The sequence below is a fragment of the Chromobacterium aquaticum genome (assembly GCF_021129195.1).
In the GTDB taxonomy this organism is placed as follows: domain Bacteria; phylum Pseudomonadota; class Gammaproteobacteria; order Burkholderiales; family Chromobacteriaceae; genus Chromobacterium; species Chromobacterium aquaticum.
Map to the genome: position 1 here is coordinate 76896 of NZ_JAJOHW010000013.1, position 20748 is coordinate 97643.

Here is a 20748-nt window from a genome sequence, read left to right on the forward strand (position 1 = left end):
AAGTCCATAAATGCCAAAAGCAAATAACAGGCGCTTCAGCGTGGCCTGAATCGCCACTCTGTTACCATAGAGCTTTCTGCGACAGGTTGCGGCATGATTGAAACGAGCGGATGGGTATTGTTTCTGGCGGGCTTGCTGGGCGGCGGCCACTGCATGGGCATGTGCGGCGGCATCGTCGCAGCTCTCACGCTGAACCTGCCGCCCAACGCCAGCCGCTGGCGCATCATGCTGGCCTACAATCTGGGCCGCATCGGCAGCTACGCGCTGATCGGCGCGCTATTGGGCGGCCTCGCCGCCACCGGCCTCGCATTGCTGGACATCCGCGGTCTGCAGCTTGGACTGGCGCTGCTGGCCAATCTGATGTTGGTGGCCATGGGCCTCTACCTCGCCGGTCTGTCAGGCGCCGTCAACCTGATAGAACGTCTGGGCGTGCCGATCTGGCGGCACTTGCAGCCGCTGCTGGGCCGTCTGCTGCCGGTGCGCTCGGCGCAGGCCGCCTTGCTGGCCGGCATGCTGTGGGGCTGGCTGCCCTGTGGCCTGGTCTACAGCGCCTCGCTGTCGGCGCTGGCCAGCGGCAGCGCGCATGGCGGCGCGCTGACCATGCTGGCCTTCGGCCTCGGCACCCTGCCCAATCTGCTGCTGATGGGCGCCTTCGCCGACAGCTTGCGCCGCTGGATGCAACAACGACCAGTCCGCCTGACGGCGGGACTGGTCGTTGCGGGCATAGGCGCCTGGCAGTTACTGCGCGCGCTTATTTGAACGACTTCAGAATGGTGTCCACATTGTAGCGGAATAGCGCCAGGTAGCTGGGCGCCGGACCGGACGGGCCGGACAGCGCGTCGGCGTACAGCTTGCCGCCGATTTTCACCTTGGCCTCGCGCGACAGCTGCTCCAACAGGCGCTTGTCGGTCATGTTCTCCATGAAGATCGCCGCCACCTTTTCCTGACGCACTTGGCGCACCAGCCGCGCCACGCCCTTGGCCGATGCCTCGGACTCGGTGCTGACGCCCTGAATCGCCAGCACTTGCAGCTGGTAGCGCTCACCCAAATAACCGAAAGCGTCGTGCGAGGTCAGCATCTTGCGCTTGGCCGCGGGCACGGCGGCGAAGGCCTTGGCCGCCCAATCGTCCACAGCCTTGACCTTGGCCGCGTAGTCGGCCGCGCGGCGCGCGTATTCCTGCCTGCCGGCCGGGTCGGCCTGGCTCAGGCCGGCCTCGATATTGCGAATGTAAGTCAGCACGCGCTTGGGATCGTGCCAGGCATGCGGATCGATGGCGCCATGATCGTGGCCCGCATGACCATGCTCGTGATCGTGCCCCTCTTCTTCCTCGGCTTCACGGACCTTGATGCCCTTGCCGGCTTCCACTTGCACGCCCTTGAAATGAGCGGCCTTGCTCAGTCTCACCATCCAGCCTTCCAGCCCCAGGCCATTGGTGACCAGCACCTTGGCCGCGGCCACTTTCTTGACATCGGCCGGCGATGGCTGGAACACGTGAGCATCTTGATCCGGCCCCACCAGCGAGGACACTTCGACGCGATCGCCGCCGATTTCCCGTGTCATGTCGGCCACGATGCTGAAGCTGGCCACCACCGGCAGCTTGGCCCAGGCGGATAAAGGCAGCCCCAGCAGCAGCAGGGCCATGATTGATTTCTTCATCGACGACTTCCTTATCTAAGGGTTCAGGATTCCAGATGCCGGGCGCGGATATAGCGCGGCAAGGCCCCGCCCACCGGCGCCAGCAGCAGCGACAGCAGATAAACCAGCCCGGCCAGCAAGATGATGGCCGGCCCGGAAGGCAGTTCGAAGTGATAGGACAACAAGAGGCCACCCAGGCCGGACAGGAAGGCGATGGCCACCGACAGCCCCAGCAGGGCCTCGATGCGCTCGGTCCATAGCCGGGCAGTGATCGCCGGCAGCATCATCAAGCCCACCGCCATCAGCGTGCCCAAGGCCTGGAAGCCGGCCACCAGGTTCAAGACCACCAGCATCAGGAACAGCATGTGCCACAGGCCGCCGCGCGCGCCCACCGCGCGCAGGTAGACCGGGTCCAGGCTTTCCAGCAATAGCGGGCGATAGATTAGTGCCAGCGTGGCCAGGGTGAACGAGGCCACGCCGGCCACTAGATACAGCGCGGCGTCGTCCACCGCCAGCACCGAGCCGAACAGGATATGCATCAAGTCCACATTGCTGCCGCCGCGCGACACCAGCAGCACGCCGATGGACAAGGATAGCAAATAGAAGGCGGCGAAGCTGGCGTCCTCCTTGATGCTGGTGAAACGCGTGGCCAGGCCGGCCAGCAAGGCCACCAGCACGCCGGCGAAGAAACCGCCTATGCTCATCGCCGGCAGGCTGAGGCCGGCCATCATGAAGCCGACCGCGGCGCCGGGCAGCACCGCGTGGCTCATCGCGTCGCCCATCAGGCTCATGCGCCGCATCACCAGGAACAGGCCGATGGGCCCGCTGCCCAGGGCCAGGGCCAGGCAGCCCACCAACGCCCGGCGCATGAAGGCGAATTCGGCGAACGGAGCCACCAGCAAATCGTATAAGTGCAACATCAGGCAGGCGCTCCATCCACTTCGCAGACCGCAGCCTGGGATTGCCAATGCGCGGCGATGTCCACCGCGCGCTTCAGATTGGCGTCGCACAGCACCGTGGCGGTATCGCCCCAGGCCACCACTTCGCGCGCCAGCAGCAAGGTGTGCGGAAAATAGGCGCGCACCTGCTCGTAATCGTGCAATACCGCCACCACGGTGCGTCCCTCTTCCCGCCAGTGGCGAACAAGCTCCAACAGATCGTAGGTGGTTTTGGCGTCCACCGCGTTGAACGGCTCGTCCAGCAGGATCAGTTGCGCGTCCTGCACCAGGATGCGGGCGAACAATACCCGCTGGAACTGCCCGCTGGACAGCGCCGAGATTGTCCGCAAGGCGAAATCGGCCAAGCCCACCTGCTCCAAGGCTTGCAAGGCCTGGTCGCGACCGCGGCGGCTGACGCCGCCGAACACACCGGTGTCATGCCACAGCCCGGTACACACCAGATCCAGCACGCTGACCGGCAAGGAGCGGTCGATTTCCGACTGCTGTGGCAGATAGGCGATATCGCGACGCCGGAAGCCGCCCAGCTGTACGCAGCCGGAATCCGGTTTCAACGCGCCTATCATGGTTTTGAGCAAGGTGCTCTTGCCAGCGCCGTTGGGGCCGAAAATCGCGGTGGCGTCGCCGGCGGCGAAACTGCCGCTGACATGGTGCACCGCCGGGTGGCGCTGGTAGGAAACGGTCAGGTTTTGCAGGCTGATGCTCATGCCGCCTCCTGCAAGGCCCAGGCCACCAGCAGCCACAAGGCCGCCAGCGCGACGCTGACCAGCGCCAGCCGCTGCCAGGCCGACATCGCCAGCAGGCTGAACGGCGCCTTGAAATTGGCCGGCGTCAGATGTTGATGCGCATGGCCATGGCTATGTTTGGGCGTCATTCGAAGCACTCCCGCAGCTTGGCCTCGACCACGGCGGCGTCGAAATCCTCGGCGATCAGCTCGAAGCGGCTATCGCGCCGCCAGGACACCTGGGCCGCGCCCCACTGTCCTGCCGCCCAGTTCAGCCACACCCAGCTGTCCAGCACCTTGAACACGCCCTTGGCGCGCACCAGGCCCGGCACCAGCGCCGGCAGGCCGTCGAAGAAGCGAGTCAGCCGTTCGCCGTCGAAAGCCTGCTCCGGCGCGAAGGTCCAACCCATCGCGCGCCATTGCGCGGCGGCATCCTCCGGCACCGCCGGCCGATAGCGCGGCTTGGGCACGGCGGCCGCATTCAGCCAGGCCGGATCCAGCTCGCCGTTGCGCACCTCGCTGATCAGCGACTTGGGCGGGAACAAGGCCGCCGCCTGCTGGCGGAAAGCCTGCATCGTCGGCACGTCGGCGGTATCTATTTTATTGGCCACCAGCACATCGGCGATCGAAATCTGATCCCGGTACAGCGGCTGGCGATGGTAGTCGGACTGGATGAACTGGCGCGGATCCACCAGGGTCACCACCGCGCCCACTTCCAAGGCATCGCCCAAGGGCTTGGCGCGCAGTTCGTCGATGACGCCGGCCGCGTGCGCCAGGCCGCTGGCCTCTATCAGCAAGCGGTCCGGGCGCTCGCGGCGCAGCAGGGTCGCCACGGTGGCGGTCATTTGCGGCCCGGCCACGCAGCACAGGCAGCCGCCGGCGATTTCCGCCACCGCCAGGTCGTCCTGGCTCAGCGCCGCGCCGTCGATGCCGACTTCGCCGAATTCGTTGACGATGATCGCCCATTTCTCGTGCTCGGGACGATGCTCGATCAAATGGCGCAATGCCGTGGTCTTGCCCACCCCGAGAAAGCCGGTGAACAAGTTGACTATGGTTTTTTTCATGGGTAAGGGTGTTCGGTAGATTCAAGCGCTGCAGGCCTGGCAGCGGCCGGCCAGCACCAGATTTTGCGGACACAAAGAAAAAGCCACCGCCTGCGCCGCCTGGCGCAACGCGCTCAAGGCCGGCGTGGCGTCGATTTCCTGGACTTGACCGCACTCGCCGCACACCAGGATCAGTCCTTCGTGCTGGCACTCGAAATGGTTGCAGACGATGAAGCCGTTCAAGGCGTCCACCTTGTGCAGCAGACCGTGCTCCACCAGGAAGTCCAGCGCCCGGTACACGGTGGGCGGCGCGGCCGCGCCGCGCTCTTGCTGCAGATCCGCCAGTATCTGGTAAGCCTTGACTACTCCGCGGTAGCGCAGCACCAATTCCAGCACTTGGCGGCGCAAGGCGGTGAGCTTGCTGCCGCGCTGTTCGCAATGCCGCTCCGCGGCGGCCAGATAGGCGAGATGGTCCATGCCGGGCGCTCGTCTCGATGAATCAAAACACAATGTTACTGTATAACATCTCACCTTCACAAGGATTAATCATTCATCGGTTTATCATGCAGAACCATCGTGATAGCTTTGTGCTCCGGAATGTCCATGATAGTCTTATGGCCTATCACCCATCGCTCATATAAGGAAATGACATGAAAAAGCTGTTGATGCTCGCCGTTGCCGCCACACTCGCCGGTCAGGCCTTTGCCGCCGACCCGATCGCCCAGCGCAAGGACGTCTTCAAGCAATACAAGCCGGTGGTAGGTGGCATGGGCAAGATGGTGAAGGGCGAAACGCCCTATAACAAGGATGAATTCGCCAAGCTGGCCGGCGAACTGGAAGCCCTGTCCCAGAAGCCGTGGCAGTATTTCCCGGCCGGCAGCGGCACGGGCAAGACCGATGCCAAACCGGAAATCTGGAGCAAGCCCGCCGACTGGCAGAAAGCCGTGGACAACCACAAAGCGGCTACCGCCAAGCTGAAGCAAGTGGCGGCTGGCGGTGACCTGGCGGCGATCAAGGTACAGTTCGGCGCCACCCAGAAAACCTGTAAAGCCTGCCACGACGCCTTCCGCAAGGATTAAGCGCGGCCTTTCCAGCCCGCCATCCGGCGGGCTGTTCACCTTCAGGTGACGCGCCAGCCACCCCCGCCCGTATAGACCGTGAAATGAAAAAACTGCTGACCGTATTGCTGCTGGGCGCCATCGCGACGCCGCTCGCCCTGGCCGACACCCCGGCCGAAACCCGCACCAAATCCTTCAAGAAGATACTGCTGAGCTTCGAGCCCATGGGCATGGTGGTGCGCGGACGCGATCCCTACCAGAAGGATGCCTTCATCCGCCAGGCCGACACGCTGAAGCAGCTAGCCGCCGAGCCGTTCAATCACTTCCCCACCAACAACATCAGCGGCAAGAGCCGCGCCAAACCGGAGATCTGGAGCCAGCCGGCCAAGTTCCAGGCCGACAAGGACGCCTTCCTGAAAGCGGTGTCCGAGCTGAACCTGGCGGCGCACCGTGGCGATCTCGCCGTCATCAAGAAAAACTACGGCGCAGTGGCGCAGAGCTGCAAATCTTGTCACGACGCCTTCCGCGGCCCGGAAAAATAATTGGTGGCATGAAAAAAGGGCGGATACCCGCCCTTTGCTCCACAACCATGCGCCTGACGCTTACAAGCGCGTCAACAACACGTAGATGCCGCCGCTGGACACCAGCAAGGCCACCAGCGCGATGATGGCGGGCACGAATTCCAGCCGCGGCACCTCGCCGGCAATCGGCTTGCGCCCGGTAATCATCGCCTGGACCAGATTGTTCTTCTTGAACACCCGGTAGGCAACGATGGCCAGCAGATGCAGGCCGACCAGGCCCAGGATCACATTGAAAAAGTTCTTGTGAAACCAGGTCGCCGTCTCGGCCATATCGCTGCTCAACAATTTGGCCAGTGGGCCGTCGTACAGATAACTGTCGACATCAGCGGCGAACAAACCGCTGCTCACCTGGGCCAGCAAGGCCAGCAGCATCGCCAGCACCATCAGGCCGCCCAGCGGATTATGACCCGGCTGCTCATTCTCGCTCAGTTCGCCGCGCAAATAGCGCAGAATGCTGCGCGGCCCCTTGATGAAATTGCTGAAACGCGCGGTCTGGCTGCCGATCACGCCCCAAATCAGCCGGAACAGCAGCAGGCTGGCAAGGCCGGCCCCACACCAAATATGGTATTGCAACCAATCGCCGCCCTGCTCGCCGCTATACCACATGCCGGCAAACAAGATCACCAGCGCCCAGTGAAACAAGCGGGTGGGAACATCCCACACTTTTACCATTTGCGTCATTGCGCCCTCACTCCCCCTCACACCTTAAAATCCTGAATACCCTGCGTTCAAGCCACCCCGGCATCCCGCATCGCAACATGATAACTCCTTGCGCCGCGCAGCATCCCTGATACCAATGGGGTTTTATTCCGATTTTACCGAGAAAAAGCGCTCAAGAACCATCGATTTTCGGTTAATATCATTGACTGGACTCGCTCGGCGGGTCCAGCTACGCCGCCCGCCAACGGGCGGCCTAACTTTTTGCGGCGACGCCTTAAACACGTCATTGGCCGCGCGTCACGATTTTGTTGGAGACCCGATAAATGAACCATGCCCCCCTGATTCAGGATCTGCAGGCCCGCGGCCTGATTGCGCAAACCACGGATGCCGTTGCGCTGGAAGAACTTCTGAGCAAGGAGCAGGTAACCCTTTATTGCGGCTTCGACCCCACCGCCGACAGTCTGCACCTGGGCCACCTGGTGCCGGTGCTGATGCTGCGGCGCTTCCAACTGGCCGGCCACCGTCCGGTGGCCTTGGTGGGCGGCGCCACCGGCATGATAGGCGATCCCAGCTTCAAGGCCGCCGAACGCAAGCTGAACACCCCGGACGTGATCCAGGGCTGGGTGGAGAAAATCCGCGGCCAAGTGGCGCCCTTCCTCAGCTTCGAAGGCGACAATGCCGCGCTGATGGCCAATAACTACGACTGGTTCGGCCAGATGAACACGCTGGACTTCCTGCGCGATATCGGCAAGCACTTCTCGGTCAACGCAATGATCAAGAAGGAATCGGTGCAGCAGCGCATCAACCGCGACGACCAGGGCATTTCCTTCACCGAATTCGCCTACAGCCTGCTGCAAGGCTACGACTTCGCCGAGCTCAATCGCCGCTTCGGCTGCAAGCTGCAGATCGGCGGCTCCGACCAGTGGGGCAATATCACCGCCGGCATCGACCTCACCCGCCGCCTGCAGCAACAGCAAGTCTTCGGCCTGACCGTGCCGCTGGTGACCAAGTCCGACGGCACCAAGTTCGGCAAGACCGAATCCGGTGCCATCTGGCTGGACGCGAGCAAAACCTCGCCCTATGCCTTCTACCAGTTCTGGCTGGGCACGGCGGATGCCGACGTCTACAAATTCCTGCGCTACTTCACCTTCCTGTCGCTGGAAGAGATCGCCGCGATTGAAGCCGCAGACCAGGCCCGCGACGGCAAGCCGGAAGCCCAGCGCATCCTTGGCGAACAAATGACGGCGATGGTGCATGGCCAGAGCGCGCTGGAAGCGGCGCAGCGCATCACCCAAAGCCTGTTCAACAATGATCTGAGCAGCCTGACCGCCGACGACTTCGCGCAACTGGCCCAGGACGGCCTGCCCTGCGTCCAGTTGGAGCACGGCGCCGACAGCCTGATCGACGCGCTGGCCGCCGGCGGCCTGGCCAAGTCCAAGAGCGAGGCGCGCACCTTCATCCAGAGCGGCGCGGTCAGCGTCAATGGCGACAAGGCCGACAGCCTTGAGCATCAGTTCGGTGACGCAGAACGCCTGTTTGGCCGCTACACCCTGCTCAAGCGCGGCAAGAAGAACTACGCGCTGCTGGAATGGCGCTGAGCGCGGTGAATGCATAAGACAAAGCGGCCTTCACGGCCGCTTTTTTATTAGCCGCGCCTCACTTTTCCACCTCGAAGGCCTCGCCGGTGGCGAAGAAGGCGCCGCCGGCGATGTAATGCAGACTGCGCTTGGCTTCATCATCGAAATGCCAGCGCCCGTCGACGAACACTTCCTCATCGGCTTCCGCCGCCACCACTTCCCCGATGAACAGATCATAGCACTGCTGATTATGCGGCTCGCTGATCACCTTGCACTCCAAATAGGCGATGCAGCCATCCACGCGCGGCGCAGCCACTTTTTGCGCCAGGCGCCGGCTCAGCCCGCTGTAGGCGAACTTGTCCACCAGCCGGCCATCGGCGCCGCCGGCGCGCAGCACCGCCGCGGCTTGGGCGCGGCACGGAATATTCAGCACGAATTCGCCGGAGGCTTCGATCAACTCACGGGTATGGGTGGCCTTGTCGATGACGACCAACACTTTGGGAGGGTCGAAATCCAGCGGCATCGCCCACGCCGCCGCCATCACATTGCTACGCTCCCCCGCCGCGCTGGACACCAGCACCGTGGGGCCATGGTTCAATAAACGGTAGGACTTGCTCAGCTCAACAGCGCGTAAACGGGACATGGATGGACTCGGCTTAAATCACGATGGCCATTCTAGCGAGAGGTCACAGCCGGCGTCTGCAAAAAAAGCCCGGCTCTAGCCGGGCATATGGATTGCTAATTTCAACAAAGGAGAAGTCATCGAGATGACTATCCAGATATAGGATGCTTTATATTGCGTTGCAAGAAGCCTTGCATCTCCAATCAAAACAGGAACATAGGCCCGCCACCCAAGGTATTGCTGCTCCCTTCCAGGCCAATATAGACATTGCGTCCGTAAAAGAACGGCAAGCCCCAATCAAAGTAATTACTGAGGCCACCACCGGCAGGCGCGCCCAAGCCCGGCAAGGCGGAATACCCCTGCGACAACAGCGTGCCGCCATTACCCAGGCCAAAGGACACCACGCTGCTATTGCTATTGCTGGCATTGCTCAGCGTGGCGCTGAGCGCCAGCGTGCCGGCCGGGCAGAACCAAGTACCACCGCCCACCGTGCAGGTATTGATCGTCGCATCCGGAAAGAACAGGCCGTTGGAACCACTGTCCAGAAAGCTGCCGTAACTGGACGATTTATAACTGGTCGCGATCACCGCCTGCCCATTGCCGTCCAGCGTGGTGGGAAAGGCTTTGGCCGTGCCCAAGGCATTATTGCTCTGCGTATCCACGCCGAAGTACAAGGTACCGGTGGCGCTGGGCGCGCCACTGACGGCCACGGCGGGCAGTTGCAGCATCACGCCGTTATTGTCGCCGCTAAAGCCGATCACGGGGTTGGATACTTGCAGCGAAGCCGCCACCGTCGCCGGCTGACAAGTCAGCGCCGTCGGGCAGGCGTAATAGAAACCATTATTGCTGATGCTGCTGCAAGCGCTGCCGCAATCCTGCCGCCATAAGCCGACGCCGAGAACGCCATTGGCGCCCAGGACGGACTGGCTGCCGATATTGGTCCCGGTATTGCTGCAGGCGGTGGGAATCGTGCTGTAGGCGGAATCACCCACGATCTGAATAGGCAGCGAAGACGCCGTCTTGGACGCCATCTTGACATCGGCGTAGCGCACGCTTCCCCAGGTGAAACCGCTGGCGAACTGCATGCATTCAAGCACTTGCCGGCTGTTTGTCGCCACGCCAGGCAGGCTGGACAAGGTAGCGCCGTTCACGGCGCTGGCCAGCAAGCGCAGCCCGCTGGAGCCGGTATCCACCAGCACCCGGTCTATGGTCTGGCATTGGCCGCCGCCTGGAGCGCACACCGTGACCGACACATAAGGCATATTTATTTGATAGACATTGGCCACCGGCCCGCGGTCTATCGTCATCGTCACCGAGTTCGCGGTCGAGCCGCCATTATTCGGCGGCGCAATCCCGCCACCGCCGCCTCCGCCCCCCCCTCCGCATGCAGTCAACACCACCGTGCACGCCAGCGCGAGCCACAACATCCCCTGTCTCATCTCGCTCTCCCGTCGGATTATTTGAGTTGTTCGATATCTAGCCCGGCCGGCAGCAGTGCCGGCACATAGGCCAAGCCGTGGAAAGCGCGCGCGCGGCCGGCCGAGATCACGACCAGGCCCGGCCGGTGGCCATCCAGCCGATTCAGGCCGGCCCGGTTGGACTGCTGTGAGGAAACATAGGCGGGAAAATAATCGCCGAGCAACTGCCGCATATCGGGCAACGACGCGCCCTGCCAAGCGACGGCGAACACAATGCCGTCCGCCCCGGCGAATTCGCGAATGCGGCGGCCAGCCGGATCCTGGCTATGCGCCACGGAATAAGCGGCTTGCGGCACGGCTCTCAGCGCCAGCGGCTGCGGCGAATTGCCGGCCACCGCGCCTGGTGGCAGCGCCTGCCCCAGCGTGGCCAGGGCTGCAGCGGGCAGCAAGCCCAGGCCGAGCAGCAGCGCGCCGCCCACGATACGAGAAATCTCCATGGATGAGCCCCCAAATCAGGATGGAAAGACAGCCGCAGCCCGGATGCTTGGCCCGAGCTTGCTAGGTGCGCGCGGTGCCGGCACCGCTTTAAAAATATAGCACGCCAGCATGAAACAGCCGCCCCATCACAGCGGAGCGATCGAAATCGACAATAAAAAAGGGGGGCCAAAGCCCCCCAGCGTCCTCAAAATTCAACCAGCTGCCCGCCGGTCAAATCCGAATGGCCTGTCAGTACGCCAGCGAGTCGTCATGCCGGGTCGTCACCAGCTTGCCCGCGCCCAGCGACAACATCAACAGAGCAACGCGCTCATGCACGATCACGGTATGGGTATTGCCGGAAAACTGCATATAGCGCCGCAAATCCTCACGCACTTTGCGCGAGCCGGTGACATCGATGATGATGTCTATGCGCGTGCCCTGCTCCGCCAGCTCAATGAAATTATCGGTAACCGAGATGCCACGCTGCCGGGCCAACTGGATGCCAGGCGACTCCAGATTCAAGTCCGCCACGCCAACCATCTCGACAAACGGCGCATCCAGCAACTGCCGCAACAGCGGCGTGCCGGTTTCGCCCGCGCCTATCATTCCCACTTTGATCTGTTCCATGCGGCCCACCCGAATTATGCCTATCAAATAAACGTCACACTGTAACAGCTTTGCCGGCCACGACTATTTGAGCCAAATCAAGCAGAGTCCAACAGTCCGCGCCGCCATCAAATGAAACAGGCCCGGACTATGCCGGGCCTGTAACGGTAAGATCACACGTGTTCAATGCAGATTCTGCTGCGACAGGAAACGTAGATAGCCAACGCCCTCCAGCCAGAAGCCGCCATCGGCCAGCGGCGTCGCCTCCTCCAGATCCGCCACCGTCAGCACCAACTCCTGGCCATCCAGATTGGCCTCCAGCACCACATCGTCGTCGTCGGAAAACTCTTCGGAAGCGGTATGAAAGTCCGGCTTCACGAACTGGTTGTTGACCTGAATATAGTCGGACTCATTCAGCAAACGCAGGATGTTCATGGCGACCTCCTAATGATGCGGTGGGAGACAAGGTCCAACAGACAGTGAGCACGGCGCCGGATCCGCCACGGCGACGCGCACTGTCAAGCACGCCGCCCTAGTTCCCGCCGCCCTCCGTTCAACGGCGGCTACAGCCAGCCGCGCTCGGCAAATGATTCCGCATGCCGGCCGGTGACGACGAAGTGATCCAGCAATCTTATATCGACCAGCAGCAGCGCCGCTTTGAGCGTCTTGGTTAGAGAATGATCGGCCGCGGATGGTTCGCAGACGCCGGAAGGATGATTGTGGGCAATGATCACCGCCGCCGCGTTATTGGCCAGAGCCCGCCGCACCAGCTCGCGCGGATAGACCCGGGTTTCGGTCAGGGTGCCTCGAAACAACTCTTCTACCGCAATGACTCTATTCTGCGCCGTCAGGAACACGGCGACGAAGACTTCCACATCCTTGCCCGCGATCGCCAGACGCAGGAAATCCCGCACCTGTCGCGGATTGTGCAACACATCCGTCAAACTCATGTTCTCGGCCAGCGCGCGCTGCGCCAGCTCCTTGCTGGCCATCAGTTGTGCGTACTTGGCGGCTCCCAGGCCGCGCCGCGCCTGGAACTCCTCGAGACTGGCGTTCAACAAGCCGGACAAGGAACCAAAATCCAACATCAGCTGCCTGGCCATCTCCACCGCGCTTTGCCCCCGCATCCCGGTACGCAGAAAGATGGCGAGCAATTCTGAGTCGGACAGCGCCGCCGCTCCTCGAGCCAACAGCTTTTCACGGGGACGCTCGGCTTCCGGCCAATTGGCGATAGACATCGGCACGCTCCTCTTCTGGCTATAGCACTGTTTTCAGGATCAGACCAAACGTGATGCGGCATCTGCCACCATATCATCGAAGCCAGATGCCGGCCAGCGCGCCCAGTCCGCGGAAATCCGCTAAAATTGCTCATTTACCGCCTGTTTCGACAAGCCCATGACAAGCAAGAAAATCCTGCTAGGCATCACCGGCGGCGTCGCCGCCTACAAGTCGGCCGAACTGACCCGGCTGCTGGTCAAAGCCGGCCACAGCGTGGAAGTGGTGATGACGGAGTCGGCCACCCGCTTCGTGACCCCGGCCACTTTTCAAGCGCTGTCCGGCCACGCGGTGTACACAGACTTGTGGGACGAGCGCCCCAGCAACGCGATGGCCCATATCGATCTGTCGCGCCGCGCCGATGTGTTCCTGATCGCTCCCGCCACCGCCAATACGCTGTTCAAGCTGGCTCACGGCGCCTGTGACGATTTGCTGTCGACCCTGGCTGCGGCCCGCGCCTGCCCGCTGATCGTGGCGCCGGCGATGAACCGGCAGATGTGGGACAACCCGCCCAACCAGCGCAACATTGCCCAGCTGCGCGCCGACGGCATCAGCGTGTTCGGCCCTGCCAGCGGCGCCCAGGCCTGCGGAGAAACCGGTGAGGGCCGCATGCTGGAGCCGGTGGAGATCGCCGAATTGCTGGAAGGTTTTTTCCGCGACAAACTCCTGTCCGGAAAAAAAGTGTTGCTCACCGCCGGCCCCAGCTACGAAGCGATCGACACCGTGCGCGGCATCACCAATATCAGCTCCGGCAAGATGGGCTATGCGCTGGCGCGCGCCTGCCGCGATGCCGGCGCCGAAGTCACGCTGGTCTCTGGCCCCACAGGCATGGCCGCGCCGCTGGGGCTGCGCCGCATCGACGCCGCCAGCGCCCGGCAAATGCATGACGCGGTGATGGCCGAGGTGGGCCGCAGCGATATTTTCATTTCCGTCGCCGCGGTCGCCGACTACCGGGTCAAGAATCCCTCCGCCCACAAGATCAAGAAAGGCGACGCGCCGCCCAGCCTGGAGCTGGAGGAAAACCCGGACATCCTCGCCACCGTCGCCAGCCTGCCCGCGGCCCCGTTCTGCGTCGGCTTCGCCGCCGAAAGCCAGAATCTGCTGGAATTCGCCGAAGCCAAACGCCTGCGCAAGAAGCTGCCGCTGCTGGTCGCCAACCTCGCGCAACAAGCCATGGGCGCCGACGACAATCAAGTGGTGCTGCTGGACCACGCCGGCGCCCATCCGCTGCCGGCGATGCCGAAACCGGAAGTAGCCCAAGCCATCGTTGAACACTTGGCCCAGCTGTTGCGTCACAAGCCATAAACGCAGACCGATCAACCTCCCCCGGTCGGGCAGCCACGCGCCCCCGGCCAGATTTAAGGACATGCAATGAAAAAACCCGTTATCGACGTCAAGATCCTGGATCCGCGTCTGAAGCAAAACCTGCCCAACTACGCCACGCCAGGCTCCGCCGGCCTGGACTTGCGCGCGGCCATTGAGCAGGACATCACCATCGCCCCCGGCGAAACCCAACTGATCCCCACCGGCATGGCCATCCATATCGCCAACCCCAATCTCGCCGCCATGCTGCTGCCGCGCTCCGGCCTCGGCCACAAGCATGGCATCGTGCTGGGCAACCTGGTGGGTCTGATCGATTCCGACTATCAGGGCCAATTGTTCGTGTCGGTGTGGAATCGCGGCCACGAACCGTTCCGCCTGACACCGCTGGAACGCATCGCGCAAATGATCATCGTTCCCATCGTTCAGGTCGGCTTCAATATCGTCGACGATTTCGAAAGCTCCGAACGCGGCGACGGCGGCTTCGGCAGCACCGGCCGCAACTGAGGCCGCGCGCCGCGCGATTGCCTATACTGGCTCCATGGCGGCGCGGACCCGCGCGCTCCGCGCCCGCAGCCTTGTCAGCCGCACAGCGCCGTCACCAACCGCTCGCAAAGGATGCGCCGGCATGAAGCAGAGTCCCAACGAGGATGACAGCAAGCGGATACTCGACAATCTGGTCGAGCTGACCTCCCAGCGCGAACAGGACATGCTGGAAAGCAGCCTGCTGTCCACCCTGGTCGAGGTGATGCGCGTGGACAAGGTCGAGCTGTTCGCCTGCCGCTGGGTCAACGGCGTACCCTACATCCGCCGGCGCCTGAGCGCCGCAGCCCTAGACGGCAAAGCCCAGATTGCCGAAACCGCCCACGATAGCTGGCTGCCGCCGCCCATCTTTCTCTACGACCTGCTGAACGCGCTGGACAAGGACGACGGCATCTTCCGCATCCCGCACGGCCTGTGCCTGCCGCTGCGCTGCATGGGCAGCATCATTTCCCTGCTGATTATCCACGCCGGCTCCGAGCAAAAGGTCAACAAGGCCATGCTCAAGGCCATGGCCAGGATTCACGAGAACTTCCTGCGCCTGCTGTTCGAAGCGGACCGGGACATGCTCACCGCCTTGAACAACCGCCGTAAATTCGATCTGCGCCTGTTCAATCTGATGGCGACGCAGCTGCAGTCACCCGAGGAGCAGACGCACTGCACTCTGGCCTTGCTGGACGTGGATCACTTCAAGCAGGTCAACGATCAATACGGCCACATGGTTGGCGACGAGGTGCTGTTGCTGCTGGCGCAGTTGATGCAGCAATCCTTCCGCGAAGACGACAGCCTGTTCCGCTACGGCGGCGAGGAGTTCGCCATCATCTTCCAGGGGCTGGCACCCGAACAGGCCGCGGTGGCGCTGGAGCGCTTCCGTGTCCGCGTCGAGCAATACCCATTCCCGCAAGTGGGCAGCCTCACCGTCAGCCTGGGCTATACCCGCATCCTGCCGCAACTGCTGCCGGGGCAATTGGTGGAACAAGCGGATCGGGCGCTGTATTACGCCAAGTCCAATGGCCGCAATCAGGTACACGGCTACGAGGAGTTGATTGCGGGCGGCCTGCTCGACAATACCCAGCGCTTCGGCGAAATCGATCTGTTCTAGCATTTCACGGACGCAAAAAAGCCGGCTCTGACGAGCCGGCTTTTGCTTGCTGAACGCTAAGCGCTTACGACAGCAGGTGGTTGCTCAATTCGCGCATGCCGGCCGACAGCATCGCCAGATCCAGCGCGCTGAACGACTGCAGTTCGGCGAACATCTGCGCGCAGACCTCCACCTCGTGGTGGCGCTTCTCCATCCACTGCTGGGCAAAGGCTTCCGCTCCGGCCGCGTCCTGCAAGGCCTGTCCCGCCAGATTGCGGTGCACGCGATACAAGTCGTCGCGCAGCGCGGAACGCGCCAGCGACTGCCAGCGGTTGTCGCGCGGCAAGCTGGTGATCGCGTCGCGCAGCCAATCCAGCTGCATCGCATGGCCCAACTGGTAGTAGTTCTTGGCCAGCAGTTCCAGCGGCAGCTTGCTGCCTTCGCTGATTTCGATGATGTCGGTCAGCGGCACCGCGAACTCCAGGCGCGCCAACACCTGCGCCAGCGCCTGCGGCATGCCCGGCTGCGTCAGCTTCTCTTCCAGCGCGGCGACCGCCGGGTAGCTGTCGGAGGCGATCAGCTGCGGCAGCTTCGCCAACAGCGCCTGCACCTTGGCCGCGTATTGCTCGATCACCGCGTTCACCGAGGTGAACGGACGCTTGCTGCGCAACACCCAACGCGTCACGCGCTCCACCAGCGTGCGCACCAGCACCATCATTTCCACTTGATGATCGGCCGGCACCTTGTTGTCCAACGCTTCGATCTCGCTCCACAGACGCTCGGCATCGAACACGCGGCTGGCGATCCACCAAGCGCGGGCGATATCGCCGGCGGAGAACGGAGACTCTTCCTGCATGCGGAACACAAAGGTGGTGCCCATGCGGTTGATGATCTGGTTGGCCAACTGGTTGGCAATGATCTCGCGCTTCAGCTGATGCTGCTGCATCTGCGCGCCGAAGCGCTGCTGCAGCGGTTTCGGGAAGTAATTGGTCAGGATGGGCAGGAAGTCCGCGTCATCCGGCACATCGGTGGCCAGAATCGCCTGATCCAGAGAAATCTTGCTATAGGACAGCAGTACCGCGATTTCCGGCACGGTCAGACCCTGGCGCGCCAGACGGCGCTCATTGATCTGGGTTTCGGACGGCAGGTACTCGATTTCGCGGTTCAGCTCGCCGGTCTTCTCCATGTGCGCGATCATGCGCGCATGGGTGGTCAGCATCGCAGGCGCTTCCTGACGCTTGATCGCCAGAATCTGGGTTTGCTGGATGTTGTTGCGCAACACCAGCTGCGCCACCTCGTCCGTCATCTCCGCCAGTAACTGGTTGCGCTGCTTCAAGGTCATGTCGCCGGCCTGCATCACGCCGCCCAGCAGAATCTTGATGTTGACCTCATGGTCGGAGCAATCCACGCCGGCGGAGTTGTCGATGGCGTCGGTGGCGATGCGGCCGCCGTTCAACGCAAACTCAACGCGTCCCAGCTGGGTGCAAGTCAGGTTGCCGCCCTCGGCCACCACCCGGGCTTGCAAATCGCGACCATCGACACGCACCGGGTCGTTGGCGCGATCACGCGCGTCGGCGTGGCTCTGGGTCGACGCCTTGATATAGGTGCCGATGCCGCCGTTGTACAGCAGGTCGATCTTGGCCTTGAGGATCACATGGATCAGCTCGTTCGGCGCCATGCTGTCCTTGTCGGTTTCCAGCCAGGCCTTCACTTCCGGCGACAGCGGGATGGACTTGGCGGAGCGCTCGAAAATACCGCCGCCCTTGGAGATCAGATCGCGGTTGTAATCAGTCCAGCTGGAACGCGGCAGCTTGAACAGGCGCGCGCGCTCGGCATAGCTCTTGGCCGCGTCCGGCGTCGGATCCAGGAAGATGTGCAGATGGTTGAACGCCGCTTTCAGGCAGATGTGCTCGGATAGCAGCATGCCGTTGCCGAACACGTCGCCGGCCATGTCGCCGATGCCAATCACCGTAAAGTCCTGCTCCTGGGTATTGATGCCCAGGTGGCGGAAATGACGCTTCACCGATTCCCAAGCGCCGCGGGCGGTAATGCCCATGCCCTTGTGGTCGTAACCTGCCGAGCCACCGGAGGCGAAAGCGTCTCCCAGCCAGAAGCCGTAATCGGCGGAAATACCGTTGGCGATGTCGGAGAAAGTAGCCGTGCCCTTGTCGGCGGCCACCACCAGGTACGGATCATCCGGATCCAGGCGGCGCACATCGACCGGCGGCACGATCTGACCGTTGACCAGATTGTCGGTCACATCCAGCAAGGCGGAGATGAAGATCTTGTAGCAAGCCACGCCTTCGGCCAGGAAGGCCTCGCGCTCGCTCGGCGCCGGCAACTGCTTGCCGACAAAACCGCCCTTGGAACCCATGGGCACGATCACCGAATTCTTCACCATCTGCGCCTTCACCAGGCCCAGCACCTCGGTGCGGAAGTCTTCCATGCGATCGGACCAGCGCAGGCCGCCGCGCGCCACCTTGGAGCCGCGCAGATGCACGCCCTCCACGCGCGGGCTATAGACCCAGATCTCAAACATCGGGCGCGGCTGCGGCAGGAAGGGAATCAGATTGGATTCCAGCTTGAACGAGATATAGGACTTGAACTCGCCGTCGGCACCCTTCTGCCAGAAGTTGGTGCGGCGGGTGGCCAGGATCACCGACAGGAAACCGTTCAGGATGCGGTCTTCATCCAGGTTGGCCACGCCGTCCAGTTGCTCGCGCAACTTGGCCAGCAGGGCATCGGCGCGAGCATCGTCGGCATGGGCCGGATCCAGGCGCACGGCAAACAGTTCGACCAGCAGGCGAGTGATGGCCGGGTAGTTAGCCACGCACTGCTCGATGTAAGCCTGGCTGAAGGTCAGACCGCCCTGGCGCAGATACTTGGCCAAGGCGCGCACCAGCGAAATTTCACGCCAATCCAGTCCGGCCACCAGCGCCAGACGGTTGAAACCGTCGTTCTCGCAACGCTTGGCGAATACCTGGGTCAGCAGCTCCTGGAAGTCCTGCTGCACTTCCTCACGAGCGATCTGCTCGTCGGCGGAACCAACATCCAGGCCGAAATCGCTGATCCATACTTGGCGGCCATCCGCGCGCTGCACGCAGTACGGATGTTCGTCGCGGACCTTGACGCCCATATTCTCAAGGATGGGCAGACTGGCGGACAGGCCCAACGCCTCGCCCTCGCGGAACAGCTTCAGATTGAAGACCGCCGCGCCGCGGTGGAACGGGCGATACAGCTTCATCGCCAGCGGCGAATCGGCATTCACCGATTCCACATGCTGGATGTCCAGCACCGCGTTGCGCACCGCGAACTCTTCGCGATAAGCCACCGGAAACGCGCCCTTGTAGCGGTTGAACAGCGCGTTGCCCTGCTCCTCGCCATGGGTTTCCACCAGCAGCTGGTGCAACTCCTCCACCCAGCCGCGCACCAGGCGGGCGATTTCCGCCTCGATGTCGGACTCGTGGAACTCCGGCAGCTTGGCGGCATTGGTGCGGATGATGTAATGCACGCGCGCCAGCGAGCTGTCGCTGATCTGCACGCTGAACTCGGCGCTGGTGCCGTTGAAGGCGTTCATCAGCACTTTTTCGATCTTCAGGCGCACCTCGGTATTGAAACTGTCGCGCGGCACATAGACCAGGCAGCTGACATAGCGGTGATAGCGGTCCTTGCGCACGAACAGGCGCACGCGCGGACGTTCCTGCAGGCTGACGATGCCTTCGGCGATCGGCCCCAGCACCTCGGACGGAATTTCAAACAGCTCGTCGCGCGGATAACTTTCCAGCACGAAGCCCAGCGTCTTGGATTTATAGCTGTCGTCGACGTAGTCGCAGTTGTTGACCACGGTCGCCACTTTCTGGCGCAGGATGGGCACATCCTTCGGCGAATCCTGGTAGGCGCTGGCGGTATACAGGCCCAGGAAGCGACGCTCGCCTATCACCTCGCCCTTGTCGTTGAAACGCTTGATGCCGACGAAATCGATATAGGCCGGACGATGGATGATGGAGCGAGTCTGCGATTTGTTCAGAATGATCAGTTGCGGCAGATGCGCGAGCTCGCGCAATTCCTGCGGCAGCTGTTCGAAGCTGGCGGAGTACTCTTTATCGCCCTGGTCTTGCAGGATGCCCAGGCCGGACTGCTTGACGATGCGCAGGCTGTCCTTGCCGTCGCGGCGCACCAGATCGTAATCGCAATAGCCCATGAACAGGAAATTGCGCTTGGACATCCAGGCCAGGAAGTCCACCGCCTCTTTGGCTTCCGTCGCGCGCTTGCCCTTGACCACGGACAGATCCTTGCTGATCTCGGCCAGCACTTCGCGCATCTTGGGTTCGTCGCTTACCACCAGGCGGATATCGGCGATCACGCGGTTCAAATCCGTTTCCAGCTGCTTCAAGGCCACCGGATCGGTCACTCGGTCGATCTGCACATGGATGAAGGACTCCAGGGGCAGACTGCGGTCTTCGGTGCGCTTCACCGCCTGGATCACGCCGCTCTTGTCGCGGCCGACCGACAGCACCGGATGCACCAGCAGGTGCAGATTCAGATTGTGGCGCGACAGCAGCATGGTGATGGAGTCGATCAGGAACGGCATATCGTCGTTGACCACTTCAATCACGGTATGGGTGCTTTGCCAGCCATCGCGCTCGAAATCGGGGTTGTAGATGCGCGCCTTGTGTTGGCCGGCGCTGCGCTTGGCGCCGAACGCATAATGCGCCGACGCCGCACCGAACAAGTCCAGCGACGAAAACTGCCGGAGGTCGGCATGCTCGGCTTCCTCGAAGTAAATCGGGAAGAAGGGTTCGAGCTGGTGTTTCTCCTTTTCGGAAAGCTTGGTCTCTGCTACGGCCTGAATATCGGCGATCAGGCTCGCGAGTTCGGTCTTATTGGTAAGCGACATGTTGCTTCTCTTGTTGTGTGCACGGAGTGTGTCGAGGCATTGTAGATACCCCCATCATGCTGGGATTTCCTTAATGCGACGTGGACGTACAGTTTCGTGGAAAAGCTGTGCGCGGCCGACCGATGCCAAAACGATAAATGGCGGCAAACACCACTTTTTTGCTTACAGCAATGCGACGGCAGCTTACAAGTTCCTTTCCTGGCGCCACATTGTACACAAGTCCGAAAACAAAATATAAATCATTGATTTTCAAGCAATTTCACACCAAGCCCCAATA

The 20748-nt window shown here is 62.3% G+C and carries 21 protein-coding genes; 7 read left to right on the plus strand and 14 right to left on the minus strand.

All coding sequences use genetic code 11. The features are described 5' to 3' along the window. The first annotated feature begins 93 nt into the window (after positions 1-93). Positions 94-759, plus strand: a complete 666-nt coding sequence (locus LQT98_RS02485; protein ID WP_231461005.1) for a sulfite exporter TauE/SafE family protein — start codon at positions 94-96, stop codon at positions 757-759. Here LQT98_RS02485 and LQT98_RS02490 read toward each other — a convergent pair. From LQT98_RS02490 to LQT98_RS02515, 6 genes are read right to left on the minus strand one after another with little or no spacing between them, the layout of a single operon-like run. Beyond that, on the minus strand, positions 752-1657 hold the full coding sequence (locus LQT98_RS02490) for a metal ABC transporter solute-binding protein, Zn/Mn family (protein WP_048407719.1): 906 nt from the start codon (positions 1655-1657) through the stop codon (positions 752-754). The two genes, LQT98_RS02485 and LQT98_RS02490, sit on opposite strands and share 8 nt — an antisense overlap. 23 nt (positions 1658-1680) lie before the next feature. After that, on the minus strand, positions 1681-2553 hold the full coding sequence (locus tag LQT98_RS02495) for a metal ABC transporter permease (RefSeq protein WP_197081335.1): 873 nt from the start codon (positions 2551-2553) through the stop codon (positions 1681-1683). Positions 2554-2555: 2 nt separating this feature from the next. Further along, a complete protein-coding gene (locus LQT98_RS02500) occupies positions 2556-3299 on the minus strand; it encodes a metal ABC transporter ATP-binding protein (RefSeq protein WP_231461006.1) in 744 nt (247 codons plus the stop codon). Beyond that, positions 3296-3466, minus strand: coding sequence for a hypothetical protein (locus LQT98_RS02505; protein ID WP_156183680.1), 171 nt, complete (start codon positions 3464-3466; stop codon positions 3296-3298). Before LQT98_RS02505 ends, LQT98_RS02500 begins: the two co-directional genes overlap by 4 nt. Continuing rightward, positions 3463-4380 carry a CobW family GTP-binding protein gene (locus LQT98_RS02510; protein WP_231461007.1) on the minus strand — a complete coding sequence of 306 codons (918 nt, stop codon included), beginning with the start codon at positions 4378-4380 and terminating at the stop codon, positions 3463-3465. Before LQT98_RS02510 ends, LQT98_RS02505 begins: the two co-directional genes overlap by 4 nt. Before the next feature lie 21 nt (positions 4381-4401). Further along, positions 4402-4836 carry a transcriptional repressor gene (locus LQT98_RS02515; protein WP_048407715.1) on the minus strand — a complete coding sequence of 145 codons (435 nt, stop codon included), beginning with the start codon at positions 4834-4836 and terminating at the stop codon, positions 4402-4404. A 173-nt stretch (positions 4837-5009) separates the two neighbouring features. Here LQT98_RS02515 and LQT98_RS02520 point away from each other — a divergent pair, with 173 nt between their 5' ends. Both LQT98_RS02520 and LQT98_RS02525 read left to right on the plus strand, forming a co-directional pair. Next, a complete protein-coding gene (locus LQT98_RS02520) occupies positions 5010-5438 on the plus strand; it encodes a c-type cytochrome (RefSeq protein WP_048407714.1) in 429 nt (142 codons plus the stop codon). An 83-nt stretch (positions 5439-5521) separates the two neighbouring features. After that, entirely contained in the window at positions 5522-5959 is a 438-nt protein-coding gene (locus tag LQT98_RS02525; RefSeq protein WP_231461008.1) for a c-type cytochrome, read from the plus strand. A 60-nt stretch (positions 5960-6019) separates the two neighbouring features. Here the strand turns inward: LQT98_RS02525 and LQT98_RS02530 are convergent, their stop codons facing one another. After that, positions 6020-6679 (minus strand): cytochrome b/b6 domain-containing protein, encoded by a 660-nt coding sequence (locus LQT98_RS02530; protein WP_048407713.1) that lies wholly within the window; start codon positions 6677-6679, stop codon positions 6020-6022. A 302-nt stretch (positions 6680-6981) separates the two neighbouring features. On the opposite strand from LQT98_RS02530, the gene tyrS reads away from it, so the two are divergent. Continuing rightward, the gene (gene tyrS, locus LQT98_RS02535) at positions 6982-8256 is read left to right on the plus strand and encodes a tyrosine--tRNA ligase (protein ID WP_231461009.1); all 1275 of its coding nucleotides are present in this window, start codon (positions 6982-6984) and stop codon (positions 8254-8256) included. A 58-nt stretch (positions 8257-8314) separates the two neighbouring features. On the opposite strand, the gene LQT98_RS02540 is transcribed toward tyrS, so the two are convergent. The 6 genes from LQT98_RS02540 to radC form a co-directional block, all read right to left on the minus strand. Next, a complete protein-coding gene (locus LQT98_RS02540) occupies positions 8315-8878 on the minus strand; it encodes a flavin reductase family protein (RefSeq protein WP_231461010.1) in 564 nt (187 codons plus the stop codon). Between the two features lie 182 nt (positions 8879-9060). Beyond that, the gene (locus LQT98_RS02545; protein ID WP_331282518.1) at positions 9061-10296 is read right to left on the minus strand and encodes a DUF3443 domain-containing protein; all 1236 of its coding nucleotides are present in this window, start codon (positions 10294-10296) and stop codon (positions 9061-9063) included. A gap of 17 nt (positions 10297-10313) precedes the next feature. After that, positions 10314-10772 carry a DUF2844 domain-containing protein gene (locus LQT98_RS02550; RefSeq protein WP_231461012.1) on the minus strand — a complete coding sequence of 153 codons (459 nt, stop codon included), beginning with the start codon at positions 10770-10772 and terminating at the stop codon, positions 10314-10316. A 229-nt stretch (positions 10773-11001) separates the two neighbouring features. After that, positions 11002-11379, minus strand: a complete 378-nt coding sequence (locus LQT98_RS02555; RefSeq protein ID WP_048407708.1) for an oxidoreductase — start codon at positions 11377-11379, stop codon at positions 11002-11004. 162 nt (positions 11380-11541) lie between these two features. Continuing rightward, positions 11542-11793, minus strand: a complete 252-nt coding sequence (locus LQT98_RS02560) for a hypothetical protein (RefSeq protein ID WP_019101157.1) — start codon at positions 11791-11793, stop codon at positions 11542-11544. Between the two features lie 128 nt (positions 11794-11921). Next, a complete protein-coding gene (gene radC / locus LQT98_RS02565; RefSeq protein WP_048407707.1) occupies positions 11922-12596 on the minus strand; it encodes a RadC family protein in 675 nt (224 codons plus the stop codon). A 157-nt stretch (positions 12597-12753) separates the two neighbouring features. Here radC and coaBC point away from each other — a divergent pair, with 157 nt between their 5' ends. The 3 genes from coaBC to LQT98_RS02580 all read left to right on the plus strand — a co-directional run bounded on the left by coaBC (position 12754) and on the right by LQT98_RS02580 (position 15595). Further along, complete coding sequence (gene coaBC, locus LQT98_RS02570) at positions 12754-13938, plus strand: bifunctional phosphopantothenoylcysteine decarboxylase/phosphopantothenate--cysteine ligase CoaBC (protein WP_231461013.1); 1185 nt, start codon at positions 12754-12756, stop codon at positions 13936-13938. A gap of 66 nt (positions 13939-14004) precedes the next feature. Then, entirely contained in the window at positions 14005-14460 is a 456-nt protein-coding gene (gene dut, locus LQT98_RS02575) for a dUTP diphosphatase (RefSeq protein ID WP_019101154.1), read from the plus strand. A 121-nt stretch (positions 14461-14581) separates the two neighbouring features. Beyond that, on the plus strand, positions 14582-15595 hold the full coding sequence (locus LQT98_RS02580) for a GGDEF domain-containing protein (RefSeq protein ID WP_231461014.1): 1014 nt from the start codon (positions 14582-14584) through the stop codon (positions 15593-15595). A 64-nt stretch (positions 15596-15659) separates the two neighbouring features. Here the strand turns inward: LQT98_RS02580 and LQT98_RS02585 are convergent, their stop codons facing one another. Continuing rightward, positions 15660-20471 carry an NAD-glutamate dehydrogenase gene (locus LQT98_RS02585; RefSeq protein WP_231461015.1) on the minus strand — a complete coding sequence of 1604 codons (4812 nt, stop codon included), beginning with the start codon at positions 20469-20471 and terminating at the stop codon, positions 15660-15662. Positions 20472-20748: the final 277 nt, after the last annotated feature.